Raw genomic sequence first — 26342 nt, 5'->3', positions numbered from 1 at the left:
GCCCAAAGAGAAGTAACCAAGAGAAATGGCCTGATTCAACCCGCCGGAATTACAAGCAGGACGTTTCGAGGTTTTTGAAGCCGCTCCCGCCTACGCGATACACAGTGCGGCCATACCGCGCCGTGCTCGATGGCTGAGGAAAGAAGTCCTGCCGCGCTTCGCTTTGTTTTGCCTTGCTCTGGCCGTTGCTTCTGCGCGCAGGAGCGCGCTGCTTTTCCGGGGCCCCTGTGCGGCGGTGAGGCGGGGACGATCAGGCCGCGCAGCGGGCGAGGCCATGGATGGACTCGCCTTTTCGACCGGACAGGAGTCCGGCCGAAAAGCCCGGCCACGCCTCTCGTACTCGGAGGGCAGGATGCCCGGAGAGCGCCGCATCGGGGTGTCGTTTTCTCTTGGCTACTTCTCTCTTGGACAAGCAAAAGAGAAGTAGCTCGGGCGCCGACAGGCGTCCGAAACCGCTTTGAAGCTTGCAAGAGCCCCCTCTCCCCATACCCCTCTCCCGCAAGTGGGAGAGGGGCGCAAGGCAATGGCTCACCGCTTCGGCGCAAGGATCTCGCCCAGGTAATCCGTCGTGCCGGGTATGCGCACCAGATGCGGATACTTCAACCCGCCGTCGTAGTGCACCGCATACGTGCGGCTGACGCCGTCGATCTGCGCCTGGACCTGGATCGGCTGCCGATCCTTCTGCGCACGCACGATCGCGTCGCGCAGGATGCGCGGGGTGTAGGCGTGCCCGTCGATCGCCTGCAGCTTCATGCCCGGTGCGAGCCCCGCCTTGAAGGCCGGGCCTTGCCACAACACGTCCATGATGCTGCCTTCGTGATTGATGAACAGGCCCACCGAGAACGTCTCGTCGACGCCGGACGCGCTGAACTCGCTCTTGCCCACGTTCTCGACGGCATTCTGGTAGCGCGAGGGCGTGTCGGTGTAGACCAGCTTCCAGCCGCTCTGCTCGATGCCGGAAAGCAGCGGCACTTCGTCGCCCACGCCGTCCATCCAGCCGTGCAGGAACTTCGCCCAGTCCCAGGGCTGCACCGCGTTCAGGCCGGCGACGACGTCGTCGAAGCTGTAGGTGCGGGTGACGTAGCTGCCGTCGTTCTTGCCGAAGAAGTCTTTCGCGAAATCGTCCAGCGTGCGCTGGTCGTGGCTGAGCGCGCGGATCTTCGTGTCCACCGCCAGCCACAGCAACTGGCCTTCGCGGTAGAAGTCGGTGGCGCGGCGCCAGTTCACCCAGCCCATGTCCCCGCCGTACAGCAGCTGCGCGGCGCGGGAGGTGTCCGACAGCGGCCGCCATTCACGGCCAGGGCGATGCGCGAACGTCGCCGCGCGGTACGCCAGCGCATCGCGCCATTCCTGCGCCGACCACAGGCCGCTGCGCGCGGTCAGCGCGTCGCCCAGGTAGACCGTGAGGCCCTCGTACACCCACAGCCCGTCGGCGATCTCGGGCTGCTCGAAGTCCGGCTGCCACAGGCCTTCCGGACGCATGAATTTCCCGTTCCACGAATGCGTGTACTCGTGCGGCAGCAGCGAACCGTCGAGCATGAAATGCTCCGGGTCGGCGAACATGCGCGAACCGCCGCGTGCGCGGTCGTCGCTGGACTGGTGGTGTTCCAGGCCGCCGACCGAGGTGTGGTCGCTCAGCGTCAGCAGGAAGTGGTAGTTCGTGTAGTGGTGTGACTTGAACAGCGCCTGCGCCTGCACGACCAGGTTGCGGTAACCCGCGAGCTGTTCGGGCTTGATCTGCAGCGCAGCCTCGCTGTCGCCCACCATGTCGAGCCAGCGATGCACGCCGGAGCCCGCCGGGGTGACATCGATCTGCCGGAAGTGCTTGCCGGCGATCACCGGCGAATCGACCAGCGTGTTGAACGGCACGGGCTTGAAGCGGACGCGCCCGCCGTCGCGCGCGGCGGTTTCCAGCGCGGTGCCGTAGTTCCAGTCCGCGGGCATCACCAAGGTGGGCTCGAACATCTGCGCCTTGGTCGGTTCGCCCGCGCGGTACAGCGCCACGTGGTCCCAGGTGAGATCCAGCAGGTTCGGCGTGATCCGGTCCGTGTCCGGGAACTGGAAGCGGATGTCGAGACTGTCCACGCCGGCCGGCACATCGAGGTGGAAGGTGAACATGTCCACGGCATCGCGCTGCCACGCGATGCGCTTGCCGCCGGCGCTGATCTCCAGCCCCATCATCGTGCCGATCGGGCCGTCCGGCGCATGGTCGCCCGGAATGTACTTCGGGTAATACAACGTGAGCTTGCCGGGCGCGACCGGCATCGTCTCGTGCACGTAGAGCACTTTCTGCGCCGGGTCGGGCAGACGCACCGTCAGTTCGACGGGTTTGGCGGGAACGCCCGCATCCGCATGCGCGATGCAGGATGCGGACGCGGCGAGGGCAAGCATGCCCAGCAGCAATGGCCATCGTTTCATGCGTTTCCCCGGTGCGCGAATGCAGTGCGTGAATGCCGAATGGAACGCCTCGCGAGAAAAATTTCAAGCGCCGAATGGCACGCATAACCCTCAGTTATGGCGCGAGCAAGATTATTCATTGGCGGCTTTCGCTTGCCGCGGACTACGCTCGGTGACGCACTGTGGGCATGGAGGATGTCCGCTCGATGTGCGTCGCAGCAAGGCACGGGCTTCGTCCACGAGACGTCGGCGCGCCGCATCCATGCCGCGACGCCGCCGTGTTCCGGCACGCCAGGTCCACGTTCGACCCGCCCGCCCCGCTGCTGCCGGAGCCGGCACGCAAACCATCCATGGCGAGGGGTCATCGATTGGCTGACAAGGGCATGGCGACGGCTGCGACCAACAGGGTTACGCAAGCCCTCGCTCCGCACGCGATGCGATGAAACAACGGGCCTTGACGGGCCCCAAGCCGCCGCACCTGGCGTTTCACCACAGTGGAGTGCATACATGAAGGGCAAATCCCGGCGCTCGCCGTATCGCAACGACGTTTTCAGGCGCAAGGCGCTGCCCCTTGCCATCGGCTTGCTCGCCTGCGGCGCCGCAGGCACGGCCTGGGCACAGGCGACCAACGGCACCATCTACGGTTCGGCGCCGGTGGCGCCGGGCGAGACCATCCAGATCACCGGCGCCGGCGGCTTCAACCGCAGCATCCTGGTGAGCGCGTCGGGAAGGTATTCGATCACGCTGCCGGTCGGCACCTACACGGTGTCGCTGCTGCAGGACGGCAAGGTCGTGCAGAGCCGCACCGACGTCTCGCCGGTGGCGGCGGGCGCAGTGGCCGTCGATTTCGCGGCCGGCGCCGCGAACGCGGTGAACCTCAACGCGATCAAGGTCACCGCCAACGTCACCCCACCGATCGACGTGACCACCACCAACCAGGTCACCACGATCACCTCCAAGCAGTTGCAGCAGCTGCCGCTGGCGCGCACCGCCGAAGACATTGCGTTGCTGGCGCCGGGCGTCAACATGGGCTCGCCCGAACTGGGCACCGGCCCGCTCGGCACGCCGATGAACGTGTTCGGCGGCGCTTCGACAGCGGAGAACGCGTACTACGTCGACGGCATGAACGTCACCGAGGCACTCAACAACTCGGGCGGCGTCACCCTGCCCTACGGCGCGATCGAGCAACAGCAGACCTACATCAGCGGCTACGACGCGCGCTACGGCCGCTCCATCGGCGGCGTGATCAACCAGATCGGCAAGAGCGGCACCAACGACTGGCACTTCGGCGCGCGCGTGCTGTGGCAGCCGGCCAGCCTGCGTGCCAGGCCGGACAATCTCCGCTACGCCAATCCGCTGCTGGCAGGCGACCCGGCCTATTCGCCCGGCGATCTGGCCGTGTATCGCAACGCCGACCGCGCCCAGGAAACGATCTACGACGCCTACGTCAGCGGACCGCTGATCAAGGACAAGCTGTTCTTCTTCCTGAGCGCGGAGAAGGACGACAGCCGGTACCGCAACACCCCGGAATTCGGCAACGGCGTCACCAGTCTGTTCAGCGTGCATGACCCGAAATTGTTCGGCAAACTGAACTGGAACATCAACGACAGCAACGTGCTGACGCTGAGCTACCTGCAGAACGCGCACCAGACGCAGGGCAGCTACTACGACTTCGACTACGACACGCTGCAGAAAGGCGCCTTCGCCTACCTCGGCCAGTACAACAAGACCGTGTTCAAGATGGGGGTGCTGAACTACACCTCCTACATCACCGACGACATCACGCTGAACGCGACCTACGGCAAGATGCACGGCCAGTACTACTCGACGCAGCCCGCTTACCCGGGCTACGACCCGGAGCTGCCGCACATCGCCAGCGCGTCCCTGCAGGATCCGCGGTTCGCCCCGCCGGGCGGCATCATCAATGCGCAGTCCAATTCCACCCTTTCCGATCCCGACCATCGCGAGTCGATCACCAACTATCGCCTCAGCCTCGACTGGAAACTTGGCAGCCACGATTTCCAGGCCGGCATCGACAACATCAACTCGTACGACATCAACGATGGTTCGCAGGACACCGGCCCGGGCTACCAGTGGATGTACGGCGCTACCGGCCCCGGCGTGCCGGTGTTCGGCGCCGACCCGAACATTCCGCCCTACGTCGCGCCATCCACCCAGTGCTACCAGGGCACCTGCTACTACGTGCAGCAGCACACCGACCTCAGCGTCGCCAGCGTGCGCGTGACGCAGCGCGCCCAGTACATCATGGACAACTGGCAGGTCACCCCGAACCTGCTGTTGAACCTGGGCCTGCGCAACGACCAGTTCGTGAACTACGACGCCTCCGGCGTGCCCTACATCCGCGAGACCAAGCCGCAATGGGCGCCGCGCCTGGGCTTCAGCTGGGACGTGCATGGCGATTCCACTCTGAAGGTGTTCGGCAACGCCGGCCGCTACTTCCTCTCGTTGCCGACCAACGTGGCCTTGTCCATCGCCGCCCCGGTGACGAACGCCGGCATCTATGGCACCTACACCGGCATCGATCCGGTGACCGGCGTGCCCACCGGCTTCACGCCGCTGCCGCAAAGCCCGTCGACCGGCGTGTCGATCGACAACGAGTACGGCCAGGCGAAGGACCCGCGCGTCTCCGCCGCGCGCAACGCCAAGGCCGAGTTCTCCGACAACTACGTGCTGGGCATGCAGCAGCAGTTCCACATGCTGGGCACGAACTGGGTGTTCGGCGCCACTGGCACCTACCAGAAGATGAATCGCATCATCGACGACTTCGACGACGAGCAGATCGAGTGCGCGGCGGGCCGTGCGCAGGGCTATGCGTGGATGACGCCGGCGGACTGCTCCAACTACGCGCAGAGCCTGGTGCTGATCAATCCGGGCGCGACCAACTACCTCTGGATGAAGGATCCGAACGGCGGTCTCGTGCCAGTGACGCTCAGTGGCACCGACCAGGGCTTCCCGAAGGGGCCGGAACGCCGCTACCTCTCGCTGGACCTGTCGCTGGAGCACGCGTGGGACGGCAAGTGGTTCGCCAAGTTCGACTACGTGTTCGCGCGCACCTGGGGCAACACCGAAGGTCCGGTGAGCACGTATTCGCAGCAGGGCGGCTCTTACGAATCGCTCACCACCGCATGGGACTTCCCGGAGCGCATGGAGTGGTCGGGCGGCGTGCTGCCGAACAGCCGCAAGCACCAGTTCAAGATCTTCGGCGCCTACGCGCTCACCCCGGAATGGACGGTCGGCGCCGACCTGTACATTACCTCGGGCACGCCGGTGATGTGCCGCGGCGGCTACGGCCCCACCCAGTTGGCCCTGCACGGTTCGCACACCTATTACTGGTGCGCCGGCGTGCCCGTGCCGCCCGGTTCGCTCGGCAACACGCCGTGGGTGCACAACGTCGATCTCAGCCTGGACTACAAGCCGGCGTGGGCGCAGCACAAGCTCGACTTCAACCTCGCCGTGTTCAACGTGCTGAACGACCAGACCACGATCTTCTACAACGACTTCTTCGGCACCACCAGCAGCCCCAACCCGGACTACGGCCGCGTGCAGGACACCCGTTCGCCACGCAGCGTCCGCTTCTCCATCGCCTACGATTTCTGATCGATGCCGACCTCCCCCTGCGCCGGGCTCCTGCCCGGCGTTTTTTTTGCAGCCGCCATCCATGGCAGCCGCTCTTCGGGCCATCGCTACGCGATGTCAAAAATCGCTCCCGGCGATTTTTTGATAGCGTGACGGCATGAGCAGCGAAACCGTGCAGTCCACGCCCCTGCCGACCGCAGCCGCCCAGTGGCTGGCAAGGGCACGCGCGGAGTGGCAGCAACGGCAGTTCGACGCCGCCGAACGCTCGATCCGGCAGGTGCTGGCGCTGGCACCGGACCACGCCGATGCGTTGCGCATGCTCGGCGTGATGGCCCAGCACCGCGGCGACCAAGCCACCGCGGCCGACTGTTTCCGGCGTGTGCTGCCGGTCTGGCCGGAAGACGCCGAGCTGCGCGTGGGCTTGGGCATCGCGCTGCACGAACGCGGCGAGATCGATGAAGCCATGTCGCAGCTGCAGCGCGCCTGCGAGCTGGCGCCTGCCTCCGCGTCGGCCTGGTTCAACTTCGGCGAAGCCTGCTGGCGGCAGGCGCGCACGGAAGACGCCATCGCCGCGCTGCAGCGCGCGTTGGAACTCGCGCCCGCGCACTTGCAGGCCCGGCTGTCGCTGGCCAAGGCGCAAGCCAGCCTGGGCCGTATCGACGATGCCGTGGCCGGTTTCCGCGCGGTGCTGCGCCTCGACCCCGGCAACGCCGAAGGCTGGTTCGGCCTGTCCAACCTCAACACGGTGCGCTTCGACGCCGCGGATGCGGCCAGCCTGCGCCAGGCCATGACGAGAGGCGCACAGTCGCCCCGCGATCGCGAACTGCTCGGCTTCTCGCTGGCCAAGGCGCTGGAGGACCAGGGCGATTACGCGCAGGCTTTCGAGACGTTCCGGCAAGCCAATGCCTCGCGGCGCCAGCGCGTACACTGGAACGCCACGGGCGAACGGCGACGCGTGGAAGCGATCCAGCGCATCTTCGCGCACGACATGCCTGCTCCGCCGGACCCCGCGCTGGGCCGCGAAGCCATCTTCATCGTCAGCGTCCCGCGCTCCGGCTCCACCCTGGTCGAGCAGATCCTGGCCTCGCATCCCGAGGTGGAGGGCGCGAACGAGATCAAGGACATGTCCCAGGTGATCGACGCGGAAACGCGACGCCGCCACTCCGCGTTCCCGCTGTGGACGCCGCATGCCAGCGCGGCGGATTGGCAGCGCCTGGGCAAGGAATACCTCGCGCGCACCGCGTCGTGGCGCAAGGCCAAGCCGCGTTTCACCGACAAGAGCCTGGTGACCTGGTACCTGGTGGGCGCCGCGCTGGCGATGCTGCCGGCGGCGCGGGTGGTGGTGGTGCGGCGCGACCCGGTGGAAACCTGCCTGGCCTGCTTCCGCCAGCTCTTCACCGAGCAGAGCGGCTTCACCTGCGACCTCGACGAGATGGCCGACTACTGCATCGACTTTATCCGCCTGACGCGCTTCTGGCTGGAACGCTATCCGAGCCAGGTGTTCGATCTCGAATACGAAACCCTGGTCGCCGAACCGGAGCCGACCATTCGCCGTCTGCTGGATTTCTGCGGTCTGCCGTTCGAGCCGGCGTGCCTGGAATTCCACAAGACCTCGCGCACCGTGTTGAGCACGCCCAGCGCGGCGCAGGTGCGCCAGCCCCTGCGCCGCGACACCGCGCGCAGCGCGCGCTACGGCGACAAGCTGGATCGCCTGCGCCAGCGCCTGCGCGATGCGGGTATTCCGGTGGAATAAGCCGCCCCCTGCAGGAGCGCACCCCCGGACTTGATCCGGGGGTGCGCTCCTACCGGCCCATGGCAGCGGCGCGCCCACAACCGCCGGTTATGCCGCATACCCCTCTTTTCATTGGAGCGGCCACCGTGCCTGTGACTATGCTGCCTGGACATGGCGTGGAGAGCTAGCGAATGTCCGACCGCGACACGGCACAAGCCCAGACGGGATCGAATCGCGCTACGCGCAGGCATCGCTCCCTTCCGGGATGGCAATGCCACCTGCTGGCCGCGGCCATCGCCGCATGCTGCCTGCCGCTGCACGCCCGCGATGCCGCCCCGAAGGCTCCCGCGATCGCCAACGCGCCCGCCGCCACCCAGGCGGCGCTGGCCAAGGCCAGACCGGTCACCGCAAGACACGGCATGGTGGTCAGCGCGCAGCATCTGGCCACCCTGGTCGGGCTGGACATCCTCAAGCAGGGCGGCAACGCCATCGACGCCGCGGTGGCGGTCGGCTATGCCGAAGCCGTAGTGCATCCCTGCTGCGGCAACATCGGCGGTGGCGGCTTCATGACCATCCATTTCAAGGACGGCCGCAACGTCTTCCTCGACTTCCGCGAGAAGGCCCCGCTGAAGGCCACACCGGCGATGTTCCAGGACGCCAAGGGCAACCTGGTCCCGGGGCTCAGCACCGACACCTGGCTCGGCGTGGGCGTGCCCGGCACGGTGATGGGGCTGGACGCCGCGCTGAAGAAATACGGCACGATGCCGCTGCAGCAGGTCATCGCGCCGGCGATCAAGCTGGCGAAGCAAGGCTACGTGCTCGAACAGGGCGACGTGAACATCCTCGACGACAGCGTGAAGGACTTCGCCAAGTACCCCAACGTGGCGGCGATCTTCCTCGACCACGGCAAACCGTACGTGGCCGGCCAGCGCCTGGTGCAGACGCAACTGGCGCACACGCTGGAACAGATCGCCGAGGGCGGAGCCGACGCGTTCTACAAGGGCCCGATCGCACGCAAGCTGGTCGCGGCGAGCCGGGCCAACCACGGCATCCTCTCGATGCAGGACTTCGCCGACTACACCGTGCAGTGGGACAAGCCGGTGCAGTGCGATTACCGCGGCTACACCGTCGTGTCCGCGCCGCCGCCCAGTTCCGGCGGCGTCACCGTGTGCATGATCCTCAAGCTGGTCGAGCCCTACGCGCTCGGCCAATGGGGCTACGGCTCGCCCGAGAGCCTGCACTACCTGGTCGAGGCGGAGCGCCGCGCCTTCGCCGACCGCAACACCTACCTCGGCGACCCGGCCTTCGTGCACAACCCGATCGACCGGCTGCTCTCGGCCGAGCACCTGGACAAGGTGCGCGCCACCATCCAGACCGACAAGGCCACGCCCTCGTCCGAGATTCGGGGCAGCCTGGGCCAGCCCGAGGGCAACCACACCACGCACTACTCGGTGATGGACAAGGATGGCACCGCCGTCGCGGTGACCTACACCATCAACTATCTGTTCGGCATCCGGCAGATCGCCGGCGATACCGGCTTCTTCCTCAACGACGAGATGGACGACCTCACCGGCAAGCCCGGCGAGGCGAACGGCGCCGGGCTGGTGCAGGGCGTGATCAACCAGGTCGAGCCGGGCAAGCGCCCGCTCAGCTCGATGACGCCCACCATCGTGCTGCGCGACGGCAAGCCGTTCCTGATCACCGGCAGCCCCGGCAGCGCCACCATCATCTCGACCACGATGGAGAGCATCGTCAACGTGATCGACTACGGCATGAACGTGCAGCAGGCGATCGACGCGCCGCGCATGCACCACCAGTGGTATCCCGACGTGGTGTACGTCGAGCCCGGCCTGGTCACGCCGCAGACCCGGAAGACGCTGGAATCGATGGGCTACACGTTCAAGCTGCGCCACTCGATCGGCGCCGACGAGGCGATCATGGTCGATCCCGAAACCGGCCTGCTGGAAGGCGCCAACGATCCCAGGCGTCCCGCCGGGCTCGCCGCGGGCTACTGACGACTCTCCCGGTATCGAGGCACGCCCCGCCCCGTGCTACTGCCGCATGCGGCTTGCCGCGTGCCTGACCTGCCCCTCGCCACGCACCACGAAACGCTCGATGGTGAGCGATTCGGCGCCCATGGGGCCGTAGGCATGCAGCCGTGTGGTGGAGATGCCGATCTCGGCGCCGAGGCCAAGTTCGCCGCCATCGGAGAACCGCGAGGAAGCGTTGACCATCACCACTGCCGAACGGATCGCCTGCACGAAGCGTTGCGCCGTGGCTCCGTCGCGGGTGGCGATGACTTCGGTATGGTCGGAACCGTAGCGGCGGATATGCGCGATGGCTTCGTCGAGATCGTCTACCACGCGCACGGCGAGGATCAGATCGAGGAACTCGGCGGCGTAGTCGTCGTCGCTGGCCGCATGCATGTCGGGCACCAGCGCGCGGCTGCGCTCGTCGCCGCGCCATTCCACGCCGCGCTCGCGCAACGCCTGCGCGGCGCGCGGCAGGAAGGTGGCGGCCACGTCGCGATGCACCAGCAGGGTTTCCAGCGCGTTGCACACGCCGGGACGCGAGGCCTTGCCGTCGATCAGCAGGTTGAGCGCAAGGTCGAGATCGGCGGCGCGGTCCACGTAGAGGTGGCACACGCCCTTGTAGTGCTTGATCACCGGCACGCGCGCGTGCTCGGCGACGAAGCGGATCAGCCCCTCGCCGCCGCGCGGGATCGCGAGGTCGACGATGTCGGTGAGCTGCAGCAGCTCGACCATCGTCTCGCGCGCCAGATCCGTCACCAGGGTCACCGCCGCTTCCGGCAGTTCATGTGCGCGCAAGGCGTCATGCAAGGCCGCAGCGATGGCCGTGTTGGAATGGATCGCCTCGGAGCCACCGCGCAGGATCACCGCATTGCCGGCCTTGAGGCACAGCGCGGCGGCATCGGCGGTGACGTTGGGGCGCGCCTCGTAGATCATCGCGATCACGCCCAGCGGGATGCGCACGCGCTCCACCGTGAGGCCGTTGGGCCGCGTCTCGCGGCGCGTCACCTGGCCGACCGGGTCGGGCAGTTCGGCCACCTCGCGCAGCGCGGCGGCGATGCCCGCCACGCGCGCTTCGTCCAGGCGCAGGCGATCCAGCATCGCGCCCTGCACGCCCTTGCTGGCCGCCGCGGCCATGTCGCGTACATTGGCGGCGAGCACGTCGGTGCGGCGCGCTTCCAGCGCCGCCGCCATGTCGCGCAACAGTGCCGCCTTGTCGGCGCTGTCCAGCGCGGCGATCGTCGGCACCGCCTCGCGGCAGGCCAGCGCCAGGGTTCGGATCTCGCTCATGCCTCGATGCCTCCCGTGGTTTCGGTCGCTACCGTGACCAGGTCGTCGCGATGCACGATCTCGTGGCCATGGGTATAGCCCAGCACGGCCTCGATGTCGCGGCTGTGCCGGCCGGCCAGCCGACGCACCTCGGCGGCGGCGTACTGGCTGAGGCCGCGCGCCACCGCCTTGCCGTCGGCATCCGTGATCTCCACCAGGTCGCCGCGCTGGAATTCGCCTAGCGCGCCGGCGATGCCGCCCGGCAGCAGCGAGGCGCGACCACCGGCCAGCGCACGCGCCGCACCGGCATCCACGCGGATGCACCCCGGCGCGGCCGGTGCATGGCGCAGCCAGTACTTGCGTGCCTGCATGCGGGTGCCCGCGGCGTCGATCAGGGTGCCATGCAGGCGGCCTACTGCCAGTGCATGCACGGTCGCCTCGTCGCGGCCGCCGAACAGCGCGGTGGGAATGCCCGCTGCCGCGGCCTTCGCCGCGGCCTCCAGCTTGGTGCGCATGCCGCCGGTGCCGACCGCGCTGCCACTGCCACCGGCCATGGCGAGGATCTCCGGCGTGAGCGCGGCGACGTGCGCCAGCGGCACGGTGGCGGGATCGCGCCGCGGATCGGCGCTGTACAGCGCGGCTACGTCCGAGGCGATCAGCAGCAGGTCGGCGTCGACCAGCGCGGCGACGATGGCGGCGAGATTGTCGTTGTCGCCCAGCTTCAGTTCGTCCACCGCCACGGTGTCGTTCTCGTTCACCACCGGCAGCACGTCCAGCGCCAGCAGGCCGCGCAAGGTGGTTCGCGCATTGAGATAGCGGCGGCGATTGCGCAGGTCGTCATGGGTGAGCAGCACCTGCGCCACCGGCCGCGGCGAGAGCGACTGCCACAGCGCGATCATCGGCGCCTGGCCCAGCGCCGCCAGCGCCTGCCGCGCCGCGAGGTCGCCGGATGCTGGCGCGTGCTCGCGCAGCAGCGCGCGACCCGCGGCCACCGCGCCCGAGGAAACCAGCACCACTTGCCGCCCCGCGGCATGGCTGGCGGCCACGAAACCGGCCAGAGCCGCCGCATGGCGCGCGGTGAGGCCGCCGCCATCGGCCGCCAGCAGGTTGCTGCCGACCTTCAGTACAGCGCGCCGCCAATGCGGCAGCGGCTGTTCGCGCAAGTGCCTCGCACTTCCCACAGCCGCCATTAGATGAACCTCATTCAGCCGTCTAGACGTCCAAGCCTAGCATGCAATTCGTCCAGGCGCAGATCGTGGCCTGCACCCGGTGAAGTGCGCTGCGCCAAGCTGCCCTCGGGCGTGCGCCCCCGTCCGGCCGAGGCGGCCGTCTCGGCGGCGGCGCGGTAGGCATCGCGGAACGGCACGCCCGCTGCGGCCTGCTCGATCGCCACGTCGGTGGCGTACATCGCCGGCTCGATCGCGGCACACGTCGCCGGCTCGTTCCACTCAAGGCGGGCCAGCAGGTCGGGCACCAGCTCCAGCGCCATCAGGCCGTGGCGCACGCCGTGGAAGATCGAGCCCTTGGAGAACTGCAGGTCGCGCTGGTAGCCCGAAGGCAGCGACAGCAGCTGTTCGATCTCGGTACGCGCCGCCGCCACGCTGGCATAGCTGGCGCGCAGCAGCTCCACCACGTCCGGGTTGCGCTTGTTCGGCATGATCGAGCTGCCGGTGGTGTACTCGGCCGGCAACTTCACGAAATCGAATTCCGCCGTGGTGAACAGCGACAGGTCCCAGGCCATGCGGCGCGTATCGAGAAGCGCGCTGGCGATGGCCTCCAGCACCGCCATCTCGTACTTGCCGCGCGAGAGTTGGGCATAGATCGGCGACACCTGCATGCGGGCGAAGCCCAGCGCAGCCGTCGTATGCGCCCGGTCAAGCGGCAGGTTCACGCCGTAGCCGGCGGCGGTGCCCAGCGGATTCGCGTCGATCAACTCGCGCGTGCCGCGGGCGCGGAAGGCGTTGTCGATGAAGCCTTCGGCGAAACCGGCAAACCACATACCGGTGGACGACACCACCGCGCGCTGCAGATGGGTATAGCCCGGCAGCGGGATCGCCGGCTGTGCGGCGCGGTCGAGGCAGACCCTGGCGATGGCTCGGCAGTGCGTCTCCAGTGCTTCGAGCTTTTCCTTCAGCCAAAGCCGCGTGGCGACCAGGATCTGGTCGTTGCGGCTGCGCCCGGTATGCACGCGTCGGCCCGCATCGCCCAGCCGCTCGGTAAGGCGCGCCTCGATGGCGGAGTGGCCGTCCTCGAAACGCTCGTCCAGTACGAAGGCCCCGCTTTTGAAGTCTTCCGCCAGCGCACCCAGTTCGCGCTTCAGCGCGGCGGCCTCGTCGGCGCTCACCACGCCGATGTTCGCCAGACCTTCCACGTGCGCCTTGCTGGCGGCGATGTCGTGCAGGAAGAACTCGCGATCGAGGATCACGTCGTCGCCGGCAAGGAAACGCATGATCTTCGCGTCGATCTGGATGCCGGATTTTTGCCAGAGGGGTTGGGTCATGGAATCGTCCTGCTTGCGTAAGGTGATTCGATCGCCAGGCTCGTCATCCCAGCGCAAGCCGGAATCCAGCGTCTTGCCCGCGAGGCACTGGATTCCGGCTTGCGCCGGAATGACGATCAAGTCAGCGGAATCGCGGTGTATTCGTCCACGCCTATCGCGCGGTTGATGTTCTGCATCGCCTGCGTGGCGGCGCCCTTGAGCAGGTTGTCCAGCGTGGCCACCACCACCACGCGCTTGCCGTCGGCCGACAGCGCGAAACCACCGACCTCGGCGTGATGCCGGTGTGCGATGCGACTGACCCACGGCGCCTCGTCCAGCACCGCCACCAGCTTCTCGCCGTCGTAGACGTGGTGGAAGCGCGCCAGCACGTCCTCGCGCTTCAGCGGCTTGGCAAGGTACAGGTTGGTGGTGACGGTGAGGCCGCGGAAATGCGGCGCCACATGCGGCATGAACTCCACCGGCAGGCCGAGCTGGAAGCTGGCCTCCTTTTCGTGCGTGTGGCCGGTGAGCGCATACGGCATCAGGTTGTCGCGCAGCTTCTCGGGATCGTTCTTGTCCGAGGGCGTGGTGCCAGCGCCGGAATAGCCGGAGACGCCGAAGCACACTGGCGGCGCGCCGAGCAGGTCCTTCAACGGCGCGATGGACAGCTCCATCGCAGTGGCGTAACAGCCGGGGTTGCTGATGCGCTTCTCGCCACGCCACTTGTTGCGCGTCAGCTCGGGCAGGCCGTAGTACCAGGCCTTGTCGAAGCGGTAGTCGGCGGAGAGGTCGACGACCAACGTGCCCGGTGACGCTGCATCGATCGCCTCCACATAGGCTGCGGCTTTGCCGTTGGGCAGCGCCAGGATCACCACATCGGCACGCTTGGCAGCTACGGCGGCGGGGGCGAGGTTCTCGTAGCGCAGTTCGCCCGTGTAGGCGTCGCTGTGCTCGCTCACGCGCTGGCCGTCCAGCTCGCGCGAGGAGACGAAGGCCAGCTCCAGCGCGGGATGCGCCGCGATCAGGCGGATCAGTTCCGCGCCGGTGTGGCCGCGGGCGCCGACGATGCCGATGGTTTTCTTGTCGTTTGTCACCGATTCACTCCTGCGTGCACTTTTGCCCCTCCCCCTGCGAAGCAGGGGGAGGTCGGGAGGGGGTAGGGCTCTTGGTTTCGGCCTCAAAGCACCCCTCCCCAACCCTCCCCTGCTTCGCAGGGGAGGGAGTTTTCCTGCTCAATCCAGCAACGTCGGCTGCCGCCCTGCGCAATGCGCCACGCAACGGGCGATGGTGTCGAAGTTGCCGTCCAGGCCGTACCAGAACACTTTCCACTTCGGCTGCTTGAGGCAGCCATCCGATTCGGCGTAATAGAAGATGTTGACCTGGTTGTGGTGGCGCGAACGCCAGAACAACCGCGGGTTCTCCTCGCGCATCACCTGCCACACGGCGCGGCCCAGGCCTTCGCCCTGCGCGTCGTCGAGCACGGCGAACTTGTCGAGGTAGGGGAGGCCCTCCTCCATGGTGAGGATCATCGCGGCGCGGTAGTTCTCGCTCACATAGATGCGATACGGCTTGGTGCGCTCGAAGTAGTCCGGCACCAGGGTGCGGCCAAAGCTGGATTCGATCAGAGTACGCATGCGTGCCTGCTCCACGCCTTCCCACGACCCGAAGCGCAGCACCTTCTCGCCGCGCCGCACCAGGGTGCCCGATCCCTTGTGGGTGAACAGCTCCTTGGCCAGTTCCGACGGCCGCGTGATCGACACCGAAGAAGCAAGCGGCAGGCCGGCCAGCAGGTCCGCGATCTGCTCGATCTTCAGTCGCATGCCGCCGTTGATCCACGGCTGCGCCATCAGGTGCTCGTATTCGGTGCTGAGGTTGATCGAATCGATCACCTTGCCTTCGCCGTCGAGCAGGCCGCCGGTGCCGGTGAGGAACACGATCTTGTACGGCTGCAGCACGCGCACCAGCTCGTTGGCGGCGACGTCGGCGTTGATGTTGAGGATCTGGCCCTCGTCGGTCTCACCCAGGCTGGCGATCACCGGGATCGAGTTCGCGCGCAGGCCGGCCTCGATCGGCGCGAGGTTGATGCTCTCGACCTTGCCGACCATGCCCAGCCCGTCGCGGTCGAGATAGCTGCCCATGAAGACGCCGGACGCCACCGAGGTGGCGCGCGTGTCCATCGCCTGCAGCGCCTCGACCAGCTTGAGGTTCTGCTGCTGGAACACGCGGCGCACGATGCCCAGCGCCTTCGGCGAGGTGACGCGCAGGCCGTTCACCGTCCGCTTCTCGATGCCGGCGGCGGACAGCTCCTCGTCCAGCTGCGGACCCGCACCGTGCAGCACGATGGGCGTGAGGCCCACCTGCTGCAGGAAGGTGAGCGAGGAAGCGAGATCCTGCAACTCGTCGCGCAACACCGCGCCGCCGACCTTCACCACGGCGAAGCGCTTGGCGTCCACCTCGGAAAAGCGCTTGAGGTACTGCTGGATTTCCTTCGCGCTGCCCATCGCCGAGAGCAGGCGCACGATGGTCTTGCGGGTGTGCTTGTGCGTTTCCACAGTCATGTTTTCCTGTGCGTTCATCCGTGAGCGCGAGAGTCGAAAGGCGCCCGTCCCTGGCCGCACTTTTCAATGAGGCGAAAAATCACTTCTACGTAATGCTGCAGCTGGGCGAGCGCCACCCACTCGTCGGCGGTGTGCGCCTGGGCGATGTCGCCGGGGCCGTAGACGAAGGCGGTGTAGCCGGCGGCGGAGAACAGCGAGGCCTCGGTCCAGAAGTCCACCGCGTTGCCCACGGGAATCTCCAGCTCGTCGGCAAGGTCGCGCGCGGCGAGTCGACGCACTTCGGCGGTGGCGGTGTCGCCCGCCGGCAGCGAGGGGCCGCGAAAGGTTTCCTCGAAATGCGCCGGCGCGGGTTCGATCAGCGTGCGGAAACGTTCCAGCAGGCCGTCGGGATGCATCGTCGGCAAGGGCCGCATGCCGAAGCGCACTTCGGCGCTGGGCGCGATCATGTTGGCCTTGATGCCGCCTTCGATGCGGCCGATGTTGAAGCGCAGCCCGGTGAGCCCACCGAAGCGCTCGTGCGCCTGAGCCGCCACGAAATCCAGCGCCGCATCGCCCCAGCGCACCGCCTGGTGCAGCGCGCTGTCGCCGGGCTGCTGTTCGCCCGAGGCATGGCCGGCATGGCCGGCGAAACGCATCAGCACCGACTGGATGCCGCGATGGGCCAGCACGGCTTCGCCCTTGGTCGGCTCCGCGACGATCACCGCCTGATAACTCCCCTCTCCCTTCGGGAGAGGGGTTGGGGGAGAGGGTACGGCCGAAGCGAGGGGCACGGCTTCGCCCGTACCTCGACCCTCTCCCGGAGGAAGCGGGGGGAAATCGCGCAAGAACCCGGCGATGCAACGCGGATCGTTCGCTTCCTCGTCGGTGGTGAACAGCAACGCCATGTCGCCTTCACTGGCGTTCGCCACCGCGAGCAGCGCCGCGGCCGCACCCTTGATGTCGCAGGCGCCGAGGCCGATCGCGCGGTCCACCGTCACACGCAGCTCGTGCGGGTTGGCCGTCCACGCCGGCGAATCGGGCACCGTGTCCAGATGCACGTTGAACAGCAGCTTCGGCGCGCCGCGTACCGCGTGCAGGCTTATCGCACCGGCACCATGGTCGGTCATCGCGATGTCGAAGCCGGGCAACTGCGCGCGGATGTAGTCGAAGATGCCGCCCGTGGTGATCGCGCGTGGCGGGTTGCGGGTATCGAACGACACCAGCGCCTTGAGGTGTTCCAGGGTGGATTGCAGCAACGGGTTCATGGCTGGCCTGATGCTCTCGTGTAAATGTCCTGATCGAGCTTTTCCATCAGGTACTGCGGCCGCGCGGGCGCGGTGAAACCAAAGCCGGCATACAGGCCGTGCGCGTCGCCGGTGGCCAGGCTGAAACGGCGCAACCCCTGCAGTTGCGGGTGTGCCATCACCACCGCCATCAGCGCCTTGGAATGGCCTTGCCCGCGATGCTCCGGCAGCACGAACACGTCCGCCAGGTAGGCAAACGTGGCGCCATCGGTGACCACGCGCGCGAACGCCACCTGTCGTCCATCGACATAGCCGCCGAAGCACAGCGAACCGGCGATGGCCCGTTCCACCGTCTCGCGCGGGATGCCGCGGCTCCAGTAGGCTTCGGTGGCGAGGAAACGGTGGATCTGTTCGACGTCGAGCCGATCCTTGTCCGTGCTGACCTGCAAGGCGCTCATCGGGCGGCACCTCCGTGTTCGCGGCGCGACGGCTCCGCCTCGTGCAGATAGACGTTGATCGTGTCGGCGGGACGCGGCAGCGACAAGGCATCGAGGATCTGCCCGACCGCGCCCCGGTGGTACGCGCCATGCACGATCAAGTGCTGCAGCATTTCGGCACGCGACATCTCGCCCGCGTTGCCATCGGTGAAACGGAAGCGGAGGCGTTCGCCCAGGCGTTCCGCCGGCAGCTCGCGCGCATAGCCGGCCAGCCAGGCATCGCTTGTGCGGATGCTTTCCGCCAAAGCCGCAAGCTCCGGCGTTTCCTCGGTATTGGTGGCGGCGTACGGATTCGTTTCACCCAGCAGATGCGCCGCGAAGATCCGATCCACCACGTAGGTGTGGTTCATCACGCGGATGGCCTTGAGCCGTTGCTCGGGGAAGCGCTCGCCGTCGATGGCGAGGATGGCCTCCAGCATGCTGGCGTTTGCCCACGCCTTGTACGCGAACAGGGGCGCGAACATGTCAGCGGTTGACCTCGGCCCACAGTGTGCTGCTCATGCCGAACAGCTTGATGAAGCCCTCGGCCTCGGCCACGCCCCAATCGGCCGACTGTGCGTAGGTGGCGCCCTTGGCATTGAGGATGTGCTTCGACTCGACGGCCACCGCGTCGACCGTGCCGCCGTTCGTCTCCAGCGTGACCACGCCATTGACGGTGGACTGGCTGGAGGCGAGGAAGGCTTCCAGGTCGGTCTTCAACGGGTCGTGGAAGAAGCCCTCGTATACCACCTCCACCCACTTGCGCGCCACCTCGGGCTTGAAGCGGTTCTGCTGCTTGCTGAGCACGGCCTCTTCCAGCGCGCGGTGCGCGGCGAGCAGCGAAATCAGGCCCGGCGCCTCGAAGATGATGCGGCCCTTGAGGCCGATGGTGGTGTCGCCGGTGTAGAGGCCGCGGCCCACGCCGTACGGCGCGAACAGCGCATTGAGCTTCGCCAGCAGCTGGTGGCCGGCGAGCTTCTCGCCGTCCAGCGACACGGCCTCGCCGTTCTCGAAGCCGAGCTGCACGCGCAGCGGCGCCGTCGGCCACTCGGCGCGCGGCTTGCACCAGCCGCGCGCACCCTCGCCCGGGGCTTCCCACTTGTCGATCTCGCCGCCGGACATGGTGACGCCGAGCAGGTTCTCGTTGATGGTGTAGGCCTGCTGCTTGGCGCGCACGCCGAAGCCGCGCTCCTCCAGGAACTTCTGCTCGTAGGCGCGCGTCTGGGTGTGCTCCTTCTGGATCTCGCGGATCGGCGCCACGATCTCGTAGTCACCCAGCGACTTCACCGTGAGGTCGAAGCGCACCTGGTCGTTGCCCATGCCGGTACAGCCGTGCGCGATGGCGCGCGTGCCGAGTTCGGCGGCGCGCTTGAGCGCAGCCTCCACGATCAGGTAGCGGTCGGACACCAGCAGCGGGTACTGGCCCTGGTAGCCCTCGCCCGCCCACACGAAGGGCTTCACGAAACCCGCCCAGATCGCCGGACCGCCGTCGACGGTGACGTGGCTGGCCACGCCCAGCTCCTTGGCGCGCGCTTCGATGAAGGCGCGTTCTTCGGCATCCACCCCGCCGGTGTCGGCGAACACGGTGTGCACGGCCCAGCCGCGTTCCTTGAGGTAGGGCACGCAGAAACTGGTGTCGAGGCCGCCGGAGAAGGCGAGGACGATGTCTTTGCTCATGGCTTGCGAATCCTGGTCGGGGCAGATGTCAGTCGGAGGAAACGACGATGCGCGGCTCGCAGCGCACCGGAAAATTCACGGAATTGGCGATGAAGCAGGCGTGGTGCGCCGTCTCGTGCGCGGCCAGCGCCTTGCCGGGATCGCTGTCGGCGTGAATGGTGACGACCGGACGCAACACGACCTCGGTGAAGCGGCCGCCATCGCCTTCGGTGACCATCGTGCCTTCGGCCGCGTCGTCGTAGGCCACGACCACCACGCCCGCCACGGTGGCCATGTGCAGGTAGGACAGCATGTGGCACGCGGAGAGCGCCGCCACCAGCATGTCTTCCGGGTTGTGCTTCGTGGCGTCGCCGCGGAAGGTGGGGTCGGACGAACCGGCAAGGTCCGGCTTGCCGGGTATGCGGATCACATGGTTGCGGCTGTAGTTGCGGTAGCCGTCGGTGCCGCTGCCGCGGTTGCCGGTCCAGACCACGTCGACGCGGTAGCGATGCGAGTGGTTCATGCCTTCGATTCCTCCTGCAGGGCCATCAGGCTGGCGAGTTCCGCGTCGCCATCGCCATCGCGGCGGCGCAGGCCGGCGATCACGCCGAGGCGGTTGCGCTCCGGGTGGTTCTGGCTGAGCTTGAACTTGCCTTCGATGCGCTCGATGGCGATCTCGATGCCGACGATCGCGTGCAGCATTTTTTCGACGTGATCCACGGGCGCATCGTCGATGCGCCAGGGCTGCGGCTCGGTGGCTTCATGGCGGTCGGTGAGGCGCTCCAGCAGGGCGCGCAGCCACGCCGCATCCTCGAGCACCTTCAGTCTCCCGTGCACGTGCGCCACCGCGTAGTTCCAGGTGGGCACTTCGCGATGCGTCTCCTGCTTGGTCGGATACCAGTTCGGGCTGATGTAACCATCCGGGCCGCGGAAGACCACCAGTACCTCGGCGCCGTCGAGTCGCGCCAGCTCGTTGCCCCGCGCCACGTGGCCATGCAACGCGTTGCCCACCAGCTCGAACGGCAGGTGGTTGGCGGCGAGGCCGTCCGCACCGTTCGACACCACGGTGGCGAACGGACAGTCGCGGATCAGCCCGCGCAGGACTTCCACGCGCATTTCGGCGAAGTGCTTGGGCGTATACATGGAAGGCTCAGCCCTGTCCCGCCAGCGCTGCCATCACCGCCTTCTGCACGTGCAGGCGGTTCTCGGCCTCGTCGATGGCGAAGCAGTACGGCGCATCCATCACCGCGTCGGTGGCCTTGACGTTGCGGCGCAACGGCAAGCAGTGGCTGAAGAGCCCTTTGTTGGTCAGCGCCATCTTCGGCTCGTCCACGATGAAGTGCTTGTGCGCATCACGGATGGGCTTTTCCTGCTCCCACTGGCCGAAGTACGGCAACGCGCCCCAGCTCTTGGCATAGACCACGTCGGCGCCGCTGTAGGCTTCCTCGATGTCATGGCTGACCGTGAGCGAGCCGCCGTTGGCTTCGGCATTCGCGCGGCCGAAGGCCATGTAGCGATCGTCCAGCACGTAGTCGGGCGTGGGGCACAGCAGGGTCACGTCCATGCCCATCTTCGTTGCGATCAGCAGCGCGGAATTGGCCACCGCGGTGTTCAAGGGCTTCGGGTGATACGTCCATGTCAGTACGTATTTCTTTTTATGCAGATCGCCAAGGCGATCCTGCATGGCCAGCGCATGCGCCAATTCCTGGCAGGGATGGGTGATCGTCTCCATGTTGATGACAGGCACCGTGGCGTACTGCGCGAACGCCTTGATGACCTTGTCCTGGCGATCCACCGTCCAGTCCTGGAACTTCGGAAACGCACGCACGCAGATCAGGTCCACGTAGCGGCTGAGCACGCGCGCCACTTCGGCCACATGCTCCTCGGTATCGCCGTCCATCACCGCGCCCACCTCGAACTCGATCGGCCACGCGTCCTTGCCCGGCGCCAGCACCACCGCGTGACCGCCCAGTTGGAACGCGCCGAGCTCGAAGCTGGTGCGGGTGCGCATCGAGGGGTTGAAGAACAACAGCGCCACCGACTTGCCGGCCAGCTGCGTGCCGGCGGGCGAACGCTTGAACGCGGCGGCCTGTTCCAGCAGCGCGTCGATCTCGGCGCGGCTCCAGTCCTGGGTGGTGAGGAAGTGGCGAATGGTCATGGGTGAGATCGCTCTTGGTTGAAAGTCCGGCCGCGGATGGCCGGTTTCGCTTCTCGTGGATGGAACCGCGCTTTTGTGAAAAGTCCGGCCATGGATGGCCGGGGTTTTGCGGATGGACCCGCGTGGAACCAAACCCAAAACAAAAAACCCGGCACGATGGCCGGGTTTTGTCGTCGATACACTATAGAAACGCGCGCGACAGTCTACCCGACCGGATGTTCGTCCAGCGGTCGGCGCGCACGCGACGTCATGCCAGCAGCCATGCGGGCGCTGGTCAGGACATTGGCGGTATAGACGGCTGTGGACATGGGGGTTCCAGTCGGGCGAGGCGCCATCATGACGGGATTTTCGCTGCCATGCAACATGCCGTTGCACGACACCAAAACGAAGACGCCGCCCGGAGGCGGCGTCGCATCTTCGAGGCAGTCGCACGATCAATCGGCGGGGGTCACGCTCACCCGCACGCGCAGGCGCTCGCCGGGGTCGTAGTTCAGGCGCGACTCGTAGACCTCGCCGCGATAGCGGTATTCCACGTCGTAGCCCATGATCTGGCGCTGCTCGCTGACCGTGCTGACCTCGCGGCAACGGGTCTGGGTGGTTTCGTAGCTGCCGCCATGGTCGGACACCCGGTTGCCCACCGCACCGCCGGCCACCGCACCGACTACGGTGGCCGCCTTGCGGCCGTCGCCCTTGCCAATGGTACTGCCCAGCACACCGCCCACCACCGCGCCAAGGATGGTGCCGGCCGTGCTGTTGCCCGGATCCCGCTGCACCACCTGCTGGTCGTAGCACTGCTGGCGCGGCACGGTCGTCTGGGTGACGCCGTAAACCGGGTCGACCCGCAACACGTCGGCCCAGCCGTAGTGGGCGTTGTCGTCCTGCGGAGGCGCCCCCGGTGGCGGCCCTGGATAACGCGCGTCCTGCGCCTGGGCGCCAGTGGCGACGGCCAGCGCCAAGGCCAGCGTGACAAGGAGAAACTTGGGCATTTCGCGAACTCCCGTAGGGTGTTTCAGGCGCAACTTCGGCGCATGACCGATTGCAGCAAATGGACACTGAATCGCGGCTTAGAATTCCTCGGGTGCGACGCCTTGCCGCCGCGCCGCTTACACCTTGTTAATATGCACGGCTGGCCCGCTTCCGCCGTCACCGCCCGGACCCCGACGATGCCGATTTCGCTCTACAACAGCCGCACCCGCCGCGCCGAGCCGTTCGAACCGCTCGACCCGAACCGGGTGACGATGTACGTGTGCGGGCCTACGGTCTACAACTACGTGCACATTGGCAACGCGCGCGGCCCGGTGGTGTTCGACGTGCTGGCCAAGCTGCTGCGCCGGCATTACCCGAACGTGGTCTACGCCCGCAACATCACCGACGTGGACGACAAGATCAATACCGCCGCGCTGGAACAGGGCGTGGGCATCGAGGCGATCACCGGCAAGTTCACCGCCGCCTACCGCGAGGACATGGCCAGGCTGGGCATCGCACCGCCCGACGCGGAGCCCTGCGCCACCGCGCACATCGACCCGATCGTCGCGATGATCGAGCGTTTGATCGTCGACGGCCACGCCTATGCGGCGGAATGCCACGTGCTGTTCAACGTGGCCAGTTACCCCGACTACGGCAAGCTCTCAGGTCGCGACACCGAGGAGATGATCGCCGGCGCCCGCGTGGAAGTGGCCCCGTACAAGAAGAACCCCGCCGACTTCGTGCTGTGGAAGCCCTCCACGCCGGAACTGCCCGGCTGGGACAGCCCCTGGGGCCGCGGCCGCCCCGGCTGGCACATCGAGTGCTCGGCGATGGCCGAGAAGCACCTGGGCGAGACCATCGACATCCACGCCGGCGGCAACGACCTGCTGTTTCCCCATCACGAGAACGAGGTCGCCCAGTCCACCTGTGCCCACGGCGGCAAGCTCTTCGCGCGCTGGTGGCTGCACAACGGCATGCTCACCTTCGACGGCCGCAAGATGTCGAAGTCGCTGGGCAACGTGCTGCAGTTGCACGAGTTGCTCAAGCACCATCCCGCCGAGGCGCTGCGCCTGCGCCTGATGAGCGGGCACTACCGCCAGCCGCTGGACTGGTCCGACGCCGCGATCGCGCAGTCGGTGAGCACGCTGGACGGCTGGTATCGCGTGCTGCGCGAACTGGCCGACGTTGCGGTGGATACGGCCCCCCTGCCAGTGCCCGAAAAGGTCGAAGCTGCGCTGTGCGACGACCTCAACACCCCGCAGGCGCTGGCCGAACTGTCCGTGCTGGCCGATGCGGCGCGCCAGTCCGGCACGCCGGTCGCCAAGGCCGCCCTGCTCGGCGGCGGTGCCTTGCTGGGCCTGCTGCAGCAGGACCCGGAGGCCTGGTTCAAGCAGGCCGGCGGTGCCGCGGTCGATGCCGCGCGGGTGGAAGCCCTGCTGGAGGAGCGCCGCGCTGCCCGCGCCGCCCGCGACTTCGCTCGCGCCGATGCGATCCGCGCCGAGCTCGCCGCGATGGGCGTGGCGATCGAGGACGGCGCGCAAGGCACGCGCTGGAGCGTGGCCAAGGCATGAACGCGCCATTTCGCGCCGTGCCGGCAGGCGCGCGATAATGCACGCATGAACGACACCGTCACGAGCACCACCAGCGCCGACGAGGCGCAACGCGAGATCGCCGAGGAGTTCGCCTACTTCAGCGAGTGGAGCGAACGCTACCAGTACCTGATCGACCTCGGCAGGCAGTTGCCGCCGTTCCCGGAGGAATGCAAGACCGAGGCCTGGCGCGTGCACGGCTGCCAGTCGATGGTGTGGCTGGTGCCCAGCGGTGATGTCGCCCGCATGCACTTCGCGGCAGCCAGCGACTCGGCCATCGTCTCGGGCCTGATTGCCTTGGTGCTGCGCGTGTACTCCGACCGCCCCGCCACCGAAATCGTGGCCACCGAACCGGATTTCATCCAGGCCATTGGCTTGGCCAAGCACCTTTCGCCCACCCGTTCGAACGGACTGGCGGCGATGCTGGCGAAGCTGAAGGGTTACGCCGCCGCGGCAGCTCAAGCCGAGAAGTGAGTGGAGAGGAGCGAGCAGTCAGGAAGAGCAGCGGCGTGCTGCGACCCCGCCCTCCCCCACTCCTCATTCCCTCACAAAAAGCCCCGCTTGAAGCGGGGCTTTTTGTTGAACAGTCCGGCACGGATGCCGGCTTGATCTTTGCGCTCACGGAGGAGCGCAAAAGAACCGCGCTTAATCCCCCATCTGCTTCTGCAGATGCTCGCGACGCTCCTGCGCATCCAGCGACAGGGTTGCGATGGGACGGGCGTCGAGGCGATCCACGCCGATCTCCTCGTCGGTTTCCTCGCAGTAGCCGTAGCTGCCTTCCTCGATGCGACGCAGCGCCTTGTCGATCTTGGAGATCAGCTTGCGGTAGCGGTCGCGGGTACGAAGCTCCAGCGAGTTCTCGGTCTCGCGGGTGGCGCGCTCGGCCTCGTCGCCCACGTCGCGCACCTCGTCGCGCAGGTTGTCCATGGTCTGGCGCGACTCCTCGACCAGCTGGTCGCGCCAGTCGCGCAGCTTGTTGCGGAAGTAGGCCAGATGCATCGGGTTCATGTACTCCTCCTTGCTGGAGGGACGGTAGCCCTTGGGCAACGCGATCTGGGTGGTGGCGGGCAAGGCGTAACGCCCGTCTTCGCGGGTGACGCCGTTGTCTAGGATTTTTGCAGCCTGTTTGTTCATTGAGGACGACGTGTTCTTCGATGGCTTGTGGGATGCATGAGCCGTGGCGTTCGCATTGCGCGGCAACACCATGGCCGTGGCGCTCGCCACCTTGCCCTTGAACGGCGAGGCGGCGGGCGGGGAGGGTTTCTTCTCGACAGGCGCCGCCTTGGCCGGCGCGACGGCCGGCTGCGAAGCGACGGGCTTGCCCTTGGCCGGCTTGGCGACTGCCACCGGCTTCGCCGCCGGTTTGGCTACCGGCTTCGCAGTGGGCTTGGCTACCGGTGGCTTGGCTACCGGCTTGGCGACCTTCTTCGCCACCGGCTTCGGCGCGGGCTTGGCCGCCTTGTGCGCGACGACCGGCTTGGCCGCCGGCTTCTTCGCCGCGGGTTTGGCCGCCTTCGCGCTTGCCGGCTTCTTCGCGACCGGCTTGGCGGGCTTCTTCGCAGCTGGCTTGCTCGCCGGCGCCGCCTTCCTGGCCGGCGCCTTCTTCACCACGGGCTTCTTCGCGGCGGGCTTGGCTGCCTTCTTCGCGACAGGCTTCCCCGCGGCGGCTTTCTTCACGGGAGCCTTCACGCCGGCCTTCGCGGTCCGCGCACTAGCGGCTTTCGCCTTGGCGGCGGCGTTACCCGATCGTGCGGACGCCTTCCCCTTGCCAGCCTTGGCGGTGGTCGAACTGCGCGTGGTTTTCGCCATATTCCTTCACCATTTTTGGCCGTGGCGGCCGGGTGTTATAGCCCATGTGTCCTACACCGGCAAGCCGGCTTCTGGGATACTGGCAACACTACCGGCGACCAACTGTTCCGGCAACGTGAATGCCCTGACCCGATTCCTGCTGTTTCTGCTGCGCCTCTACAAACGCTGGCTCAGCCCTCTCTTGGGGCAGCGTTGTCGTTTCTACCCCAGTTGCTCCGATTATGCACGGGTCGCGGTCACGCGCTTCGGTCCATGGCGTGGCTGCCTGCTCACCGGCTGGCGCCTGCTGCGCTGCCAGCCGTTGTGCGAAGGGGGGGCAGACCCGGTGCCCGAACGCTTCCGCTTCGCACGCTGCCGCTGTCGTGAGGACTCGCGCCACACCCGTTGAGGCCTCAGGCCACGC

The 26342-nt window shown here is 67.2% G+C and carries 21 protein-coding genes; 6 read left to right on the top strand and 15 right to left on the bottom strand.

Annotated elements, in window-relative coordinates:
* Positions 1–528: 528 nt before the first annotated feature.
* Entirely contained in the window at positions 529–2418 is a 1890-nt protein-coding gene (locus B0E52_RS04165) for a M61 family metallopeptidase (protein WP_077482080.1), read from the bottom strand.
* Positions 2419–2904: 486 nt separating this feature from the next.
* Here B0E52_RS04165 and B0E52_RS04160 point away from each other — a divergent pair, with 486 nt between their 5' ends.
* The 3 genes from B0E52_RS04160 (at position 2905) to ggt (ending at position 9741) form a co-directional block, all read left to right on the top strand.
* Positions 2905–6015 carry a TonB-dependent receptor gene (locus tag B0E52_RS04160; protein ID WP_139351579.1) on the top strand — a complete coding sequence of 1037 codons (3111 nt, stop codon included), beginning with the start codon at positions 2905–2907 and terminating at the stop codon, positions 6013–6015.
* 136 nt (positions 6016–6151) lie between these two features.
* Positions 6152–7747, top strand: a complete 1596-nt coding sequence (locus tag B0E52_RS04155; RefSeq protein WP_077482076.1) for a tetratricopeptide repeat-containing sulfotransferase family protein — start codon at positions 6152–6154, stop codon at positions 7745–7747.
* A gap of 170 nt (positions 7748–7917) precedes the next feature.
* Positions 7918–9741 carry a gamma-glutamyltransferase gene (gene ggt / locus B0E52_RS04150; RefSeq protein WP_077482074.1) on the top strand — a complete coding sequence of 608 codons (1824 nt, stop codon included), beginning with the start codon at positions 7918–7920 and terminating at the stop codon, positions 9739–9741.
* A gap of 36 nt (positions 9742–9777) precedes the next feature.
* Here ggt and B0E52_RS04145 read toward each other — a convergent pair whose 3' ends face one another.
* From B0E52_RS04145 to B0E52_RS04085, 13 genes are all read right to left on the bottom strand, one after another.
* Positions 9778–11046 carry a glutamate-5-semialdehyde dehydrogenase gene (locus B0E52_RS04145; protein ID WP_077482072.1) on the bottom strand — a complete coding sequence of 423 codons (1269 nt, stop codon included), beginning with the start codon at positions 11044–11046 and terminating at the stop codon, positions 9778–9780.
* Positions 11043–12215: a glutamate 5-kinase gene (gene proB / locus B0E52_RS04140; RefSeq protein WP_077482070.1), complete on the bottom strand. Its 1173-nt coding sequence runs from the start codon at positions 12213–12215 to the stop codon at positions 11043–11045. The genes B0E52_RS04145 and proB overlap by 4 nt, the downstream gene beginning before the upstream one ends.
* 14 nt (positions 12216–12229) lie before the next feature.
* Positions 12230–13525: an argininosuccinate lyase gene (locus B0E52_RS04135; protein WP_077482166.1), complete on the bottom strand. Its 1296-nt coding sequence runs from the start codon at positions 13523–13525 to the stop codon at positions 12230–12232.
* 116 nt (positions 13526–13641) lie between these two features.
* A complete protein-coding gene (gene argC / locus B0E52_RS04130; protein ID WP_077482068.1) occupies positions 13642–14598 on the bottom strand; it encodes an N-acetyl-gamma-glutamyl-phosphate reductase in 957 nt (318 codons plus the stop codon).
* Between the two features lie 138 nt (positions 14599–14736).
* The gene (locus tag B0E52_RS04125) at positions 14737–16062 is read right to left on the bottom strand and encodes an acetylglutamate kinase (protein WP_139351578.1); all 1326 of its coding nucleotides are present in this window, start codon (positions 16060–16062) and stop codon (positions 14737–14739) included.
* A gap of 14 nt (positions 16063–16076) precedes the next feature.
* Entirely contained in the window at positions 16077–17306 is a 1230-nt protein-coding gene (locus tag B0E52_RS04120; RefSeq protein WP_077482064.1) for an acetylornithine deacetylase, read from the bottom strand.
* Complete coding sequence (locus B0E52_RS04115; RefSeq protein ID WP_077482062.1) at positions 17303–17743, bottom strand: GNAT family N-acetyltransferase; 441 nt, start codon at positions 17741–17743, stop codon at positions 17303–17305. The genes B0E52_RS04120 and B0E52_RS04115 overlap by 4 nt, the downstream gene beginning before the upstream one ends.
* Positions 17740–18246 (bottom strand): DinB family protein, encoded by a 507-nt coding sequence (locus tag B0E52_RS04110; RefSeq protein WP_077482060.1) that lies wholly within the window; start codon positions 18244–18246, stop codon positions 17740–17742. The genes B0E52_RS04115 and B0E52_RS04110 overlap by 4 nt, the downstream gene beginning before the upstream one ends.
* Position 18247: 1 nt before the next feature.
* Positions 18248–19438, bottom strand: coding sequence for an argininosuccinate synthase (locus B0E52_RS04105; protein WP_077482058.1), 1191 nt, complete (start codon positions 19436–19438; stop codon positions 18248–18250).
* A 28-nt stretch (positions 19439–19466) separates the two neighbouring features.
* A complete protein-coding gene (locus tag B0E52_RS04100) occupies positions 19467–19940 on the bottom strand; it encodes an OsmC family protein (RefSeq protein WP_077482056.1) in 474 nt (157 codons plus the stop codon).
* The gene (locus B0E52_RS04095) at positions 19937–20560 is read right to left on the bottom strand and encodes an FMN-binding negative transcriptional regulator (protein ID WP_077482054.1); all 624 of its coding nucleotides are present in this window, start codon (positions 20558–20560) and stop codon (positions 19937–19939) included. Before B0E52_RS04095 ends, B0E52_RS04100 begins: the two co-directional genes overlap by 4 nt.
* 7 nt (positions 20561–20567) lie before the next feature.
* Complete coding sequence (locus tag B0E52_RS04090) at positions 20568–21575, bottom strand: N-acetylornithine carbamoyltransferase (protein WP_077482052.1); 1008 nt, start codon at positions 21573–21575, stop codon at positions 20568–20570.
* 434 nt (positions 21576–22009) lie between these two features.
* A complete protein-coding gene (locus B0E52_RS04085) occupies positions 22010–22561 on the bottom strand; it encodes a glycine zipper 2TM domain-containing protein (protein ID WP_077482050.1) in 552 nt (183 codons plus the stop codon).
* Between the two features lie 177 nt (positions 22562–22738).
* On the opposite strand from B0E52_RS04085, the gene cysS reads away from it, so the two are divergent.
* Both cysS and B0E52_RS04075 read left to right on the top strand, forming a co-directional pair.
* Entirely contained in the window at positions 22739–24112 is a 1374-nt protein-coding gene (gene cysS / locus B0E52_RS04080; protein WP_077482048.1) for a cysteine--tRNA ligase, read from the top strand.
* A gap of 45 nt (positions 24113–24157) precedes the next feature.
* Positions 24158–24604, top strand: a complete 447-nt coding sequence (locus tag B0E52_RS04075) for a SufE family protein (RefSeq protein WP_077482046.1) — start codon at positions 24158–24160, stop codon at positions 24602–24604.
* Positions 24605–24775: 171 nt separating this feature from the next.
* Here B0E52_RS04075 and dksA read toward each other — a convergent pair whose 3' ends face one another.
* Positions 24776–25939 carry an RNA polymerase-binding protein DksA gene (gene dksA, locus B0E52_RS04070; RefSeq protein ID WP_174575537.1) on the bottom strand — a complete coding sequence of 388 codons (1164 nt, stop codon included), beginning with the start codon at positions 25937–25939 and terminating at the stop codon, positions 24776–24778.
* Positions 25940–26063: 124 nt separating this feature from the next.
* Here dksA and yidD point away from each other — a divergent pair, with 124 nt between their 5' ends.
* Positions 26064–26327, top strand: a complete 264-nt coding sequence (yidD, locus tag B0E52_RS04065; RefSeq protein WP_077482165.1) for a membrane protein insertion efficiency factor YidD — start codon at positions 26064–26066, stop codon at positions 26325–26327.
* The last annotated feature ends 15 nt before the right edge of the window (positions 26328–26342 follow it).

It is taken from the genome of Rhodanobacter sp. C06 (assembly GCF_002001105.1).
Classification (GTDB): Bacteria; Pseudomonadota; Gammaproteobacteria; order Xanthomonadales; family Rhodanobacteraceae; genus Rhodanobacter_A.
This window is presented reverse-complemented; position numbering and strand designations above follow the sequence as displayed.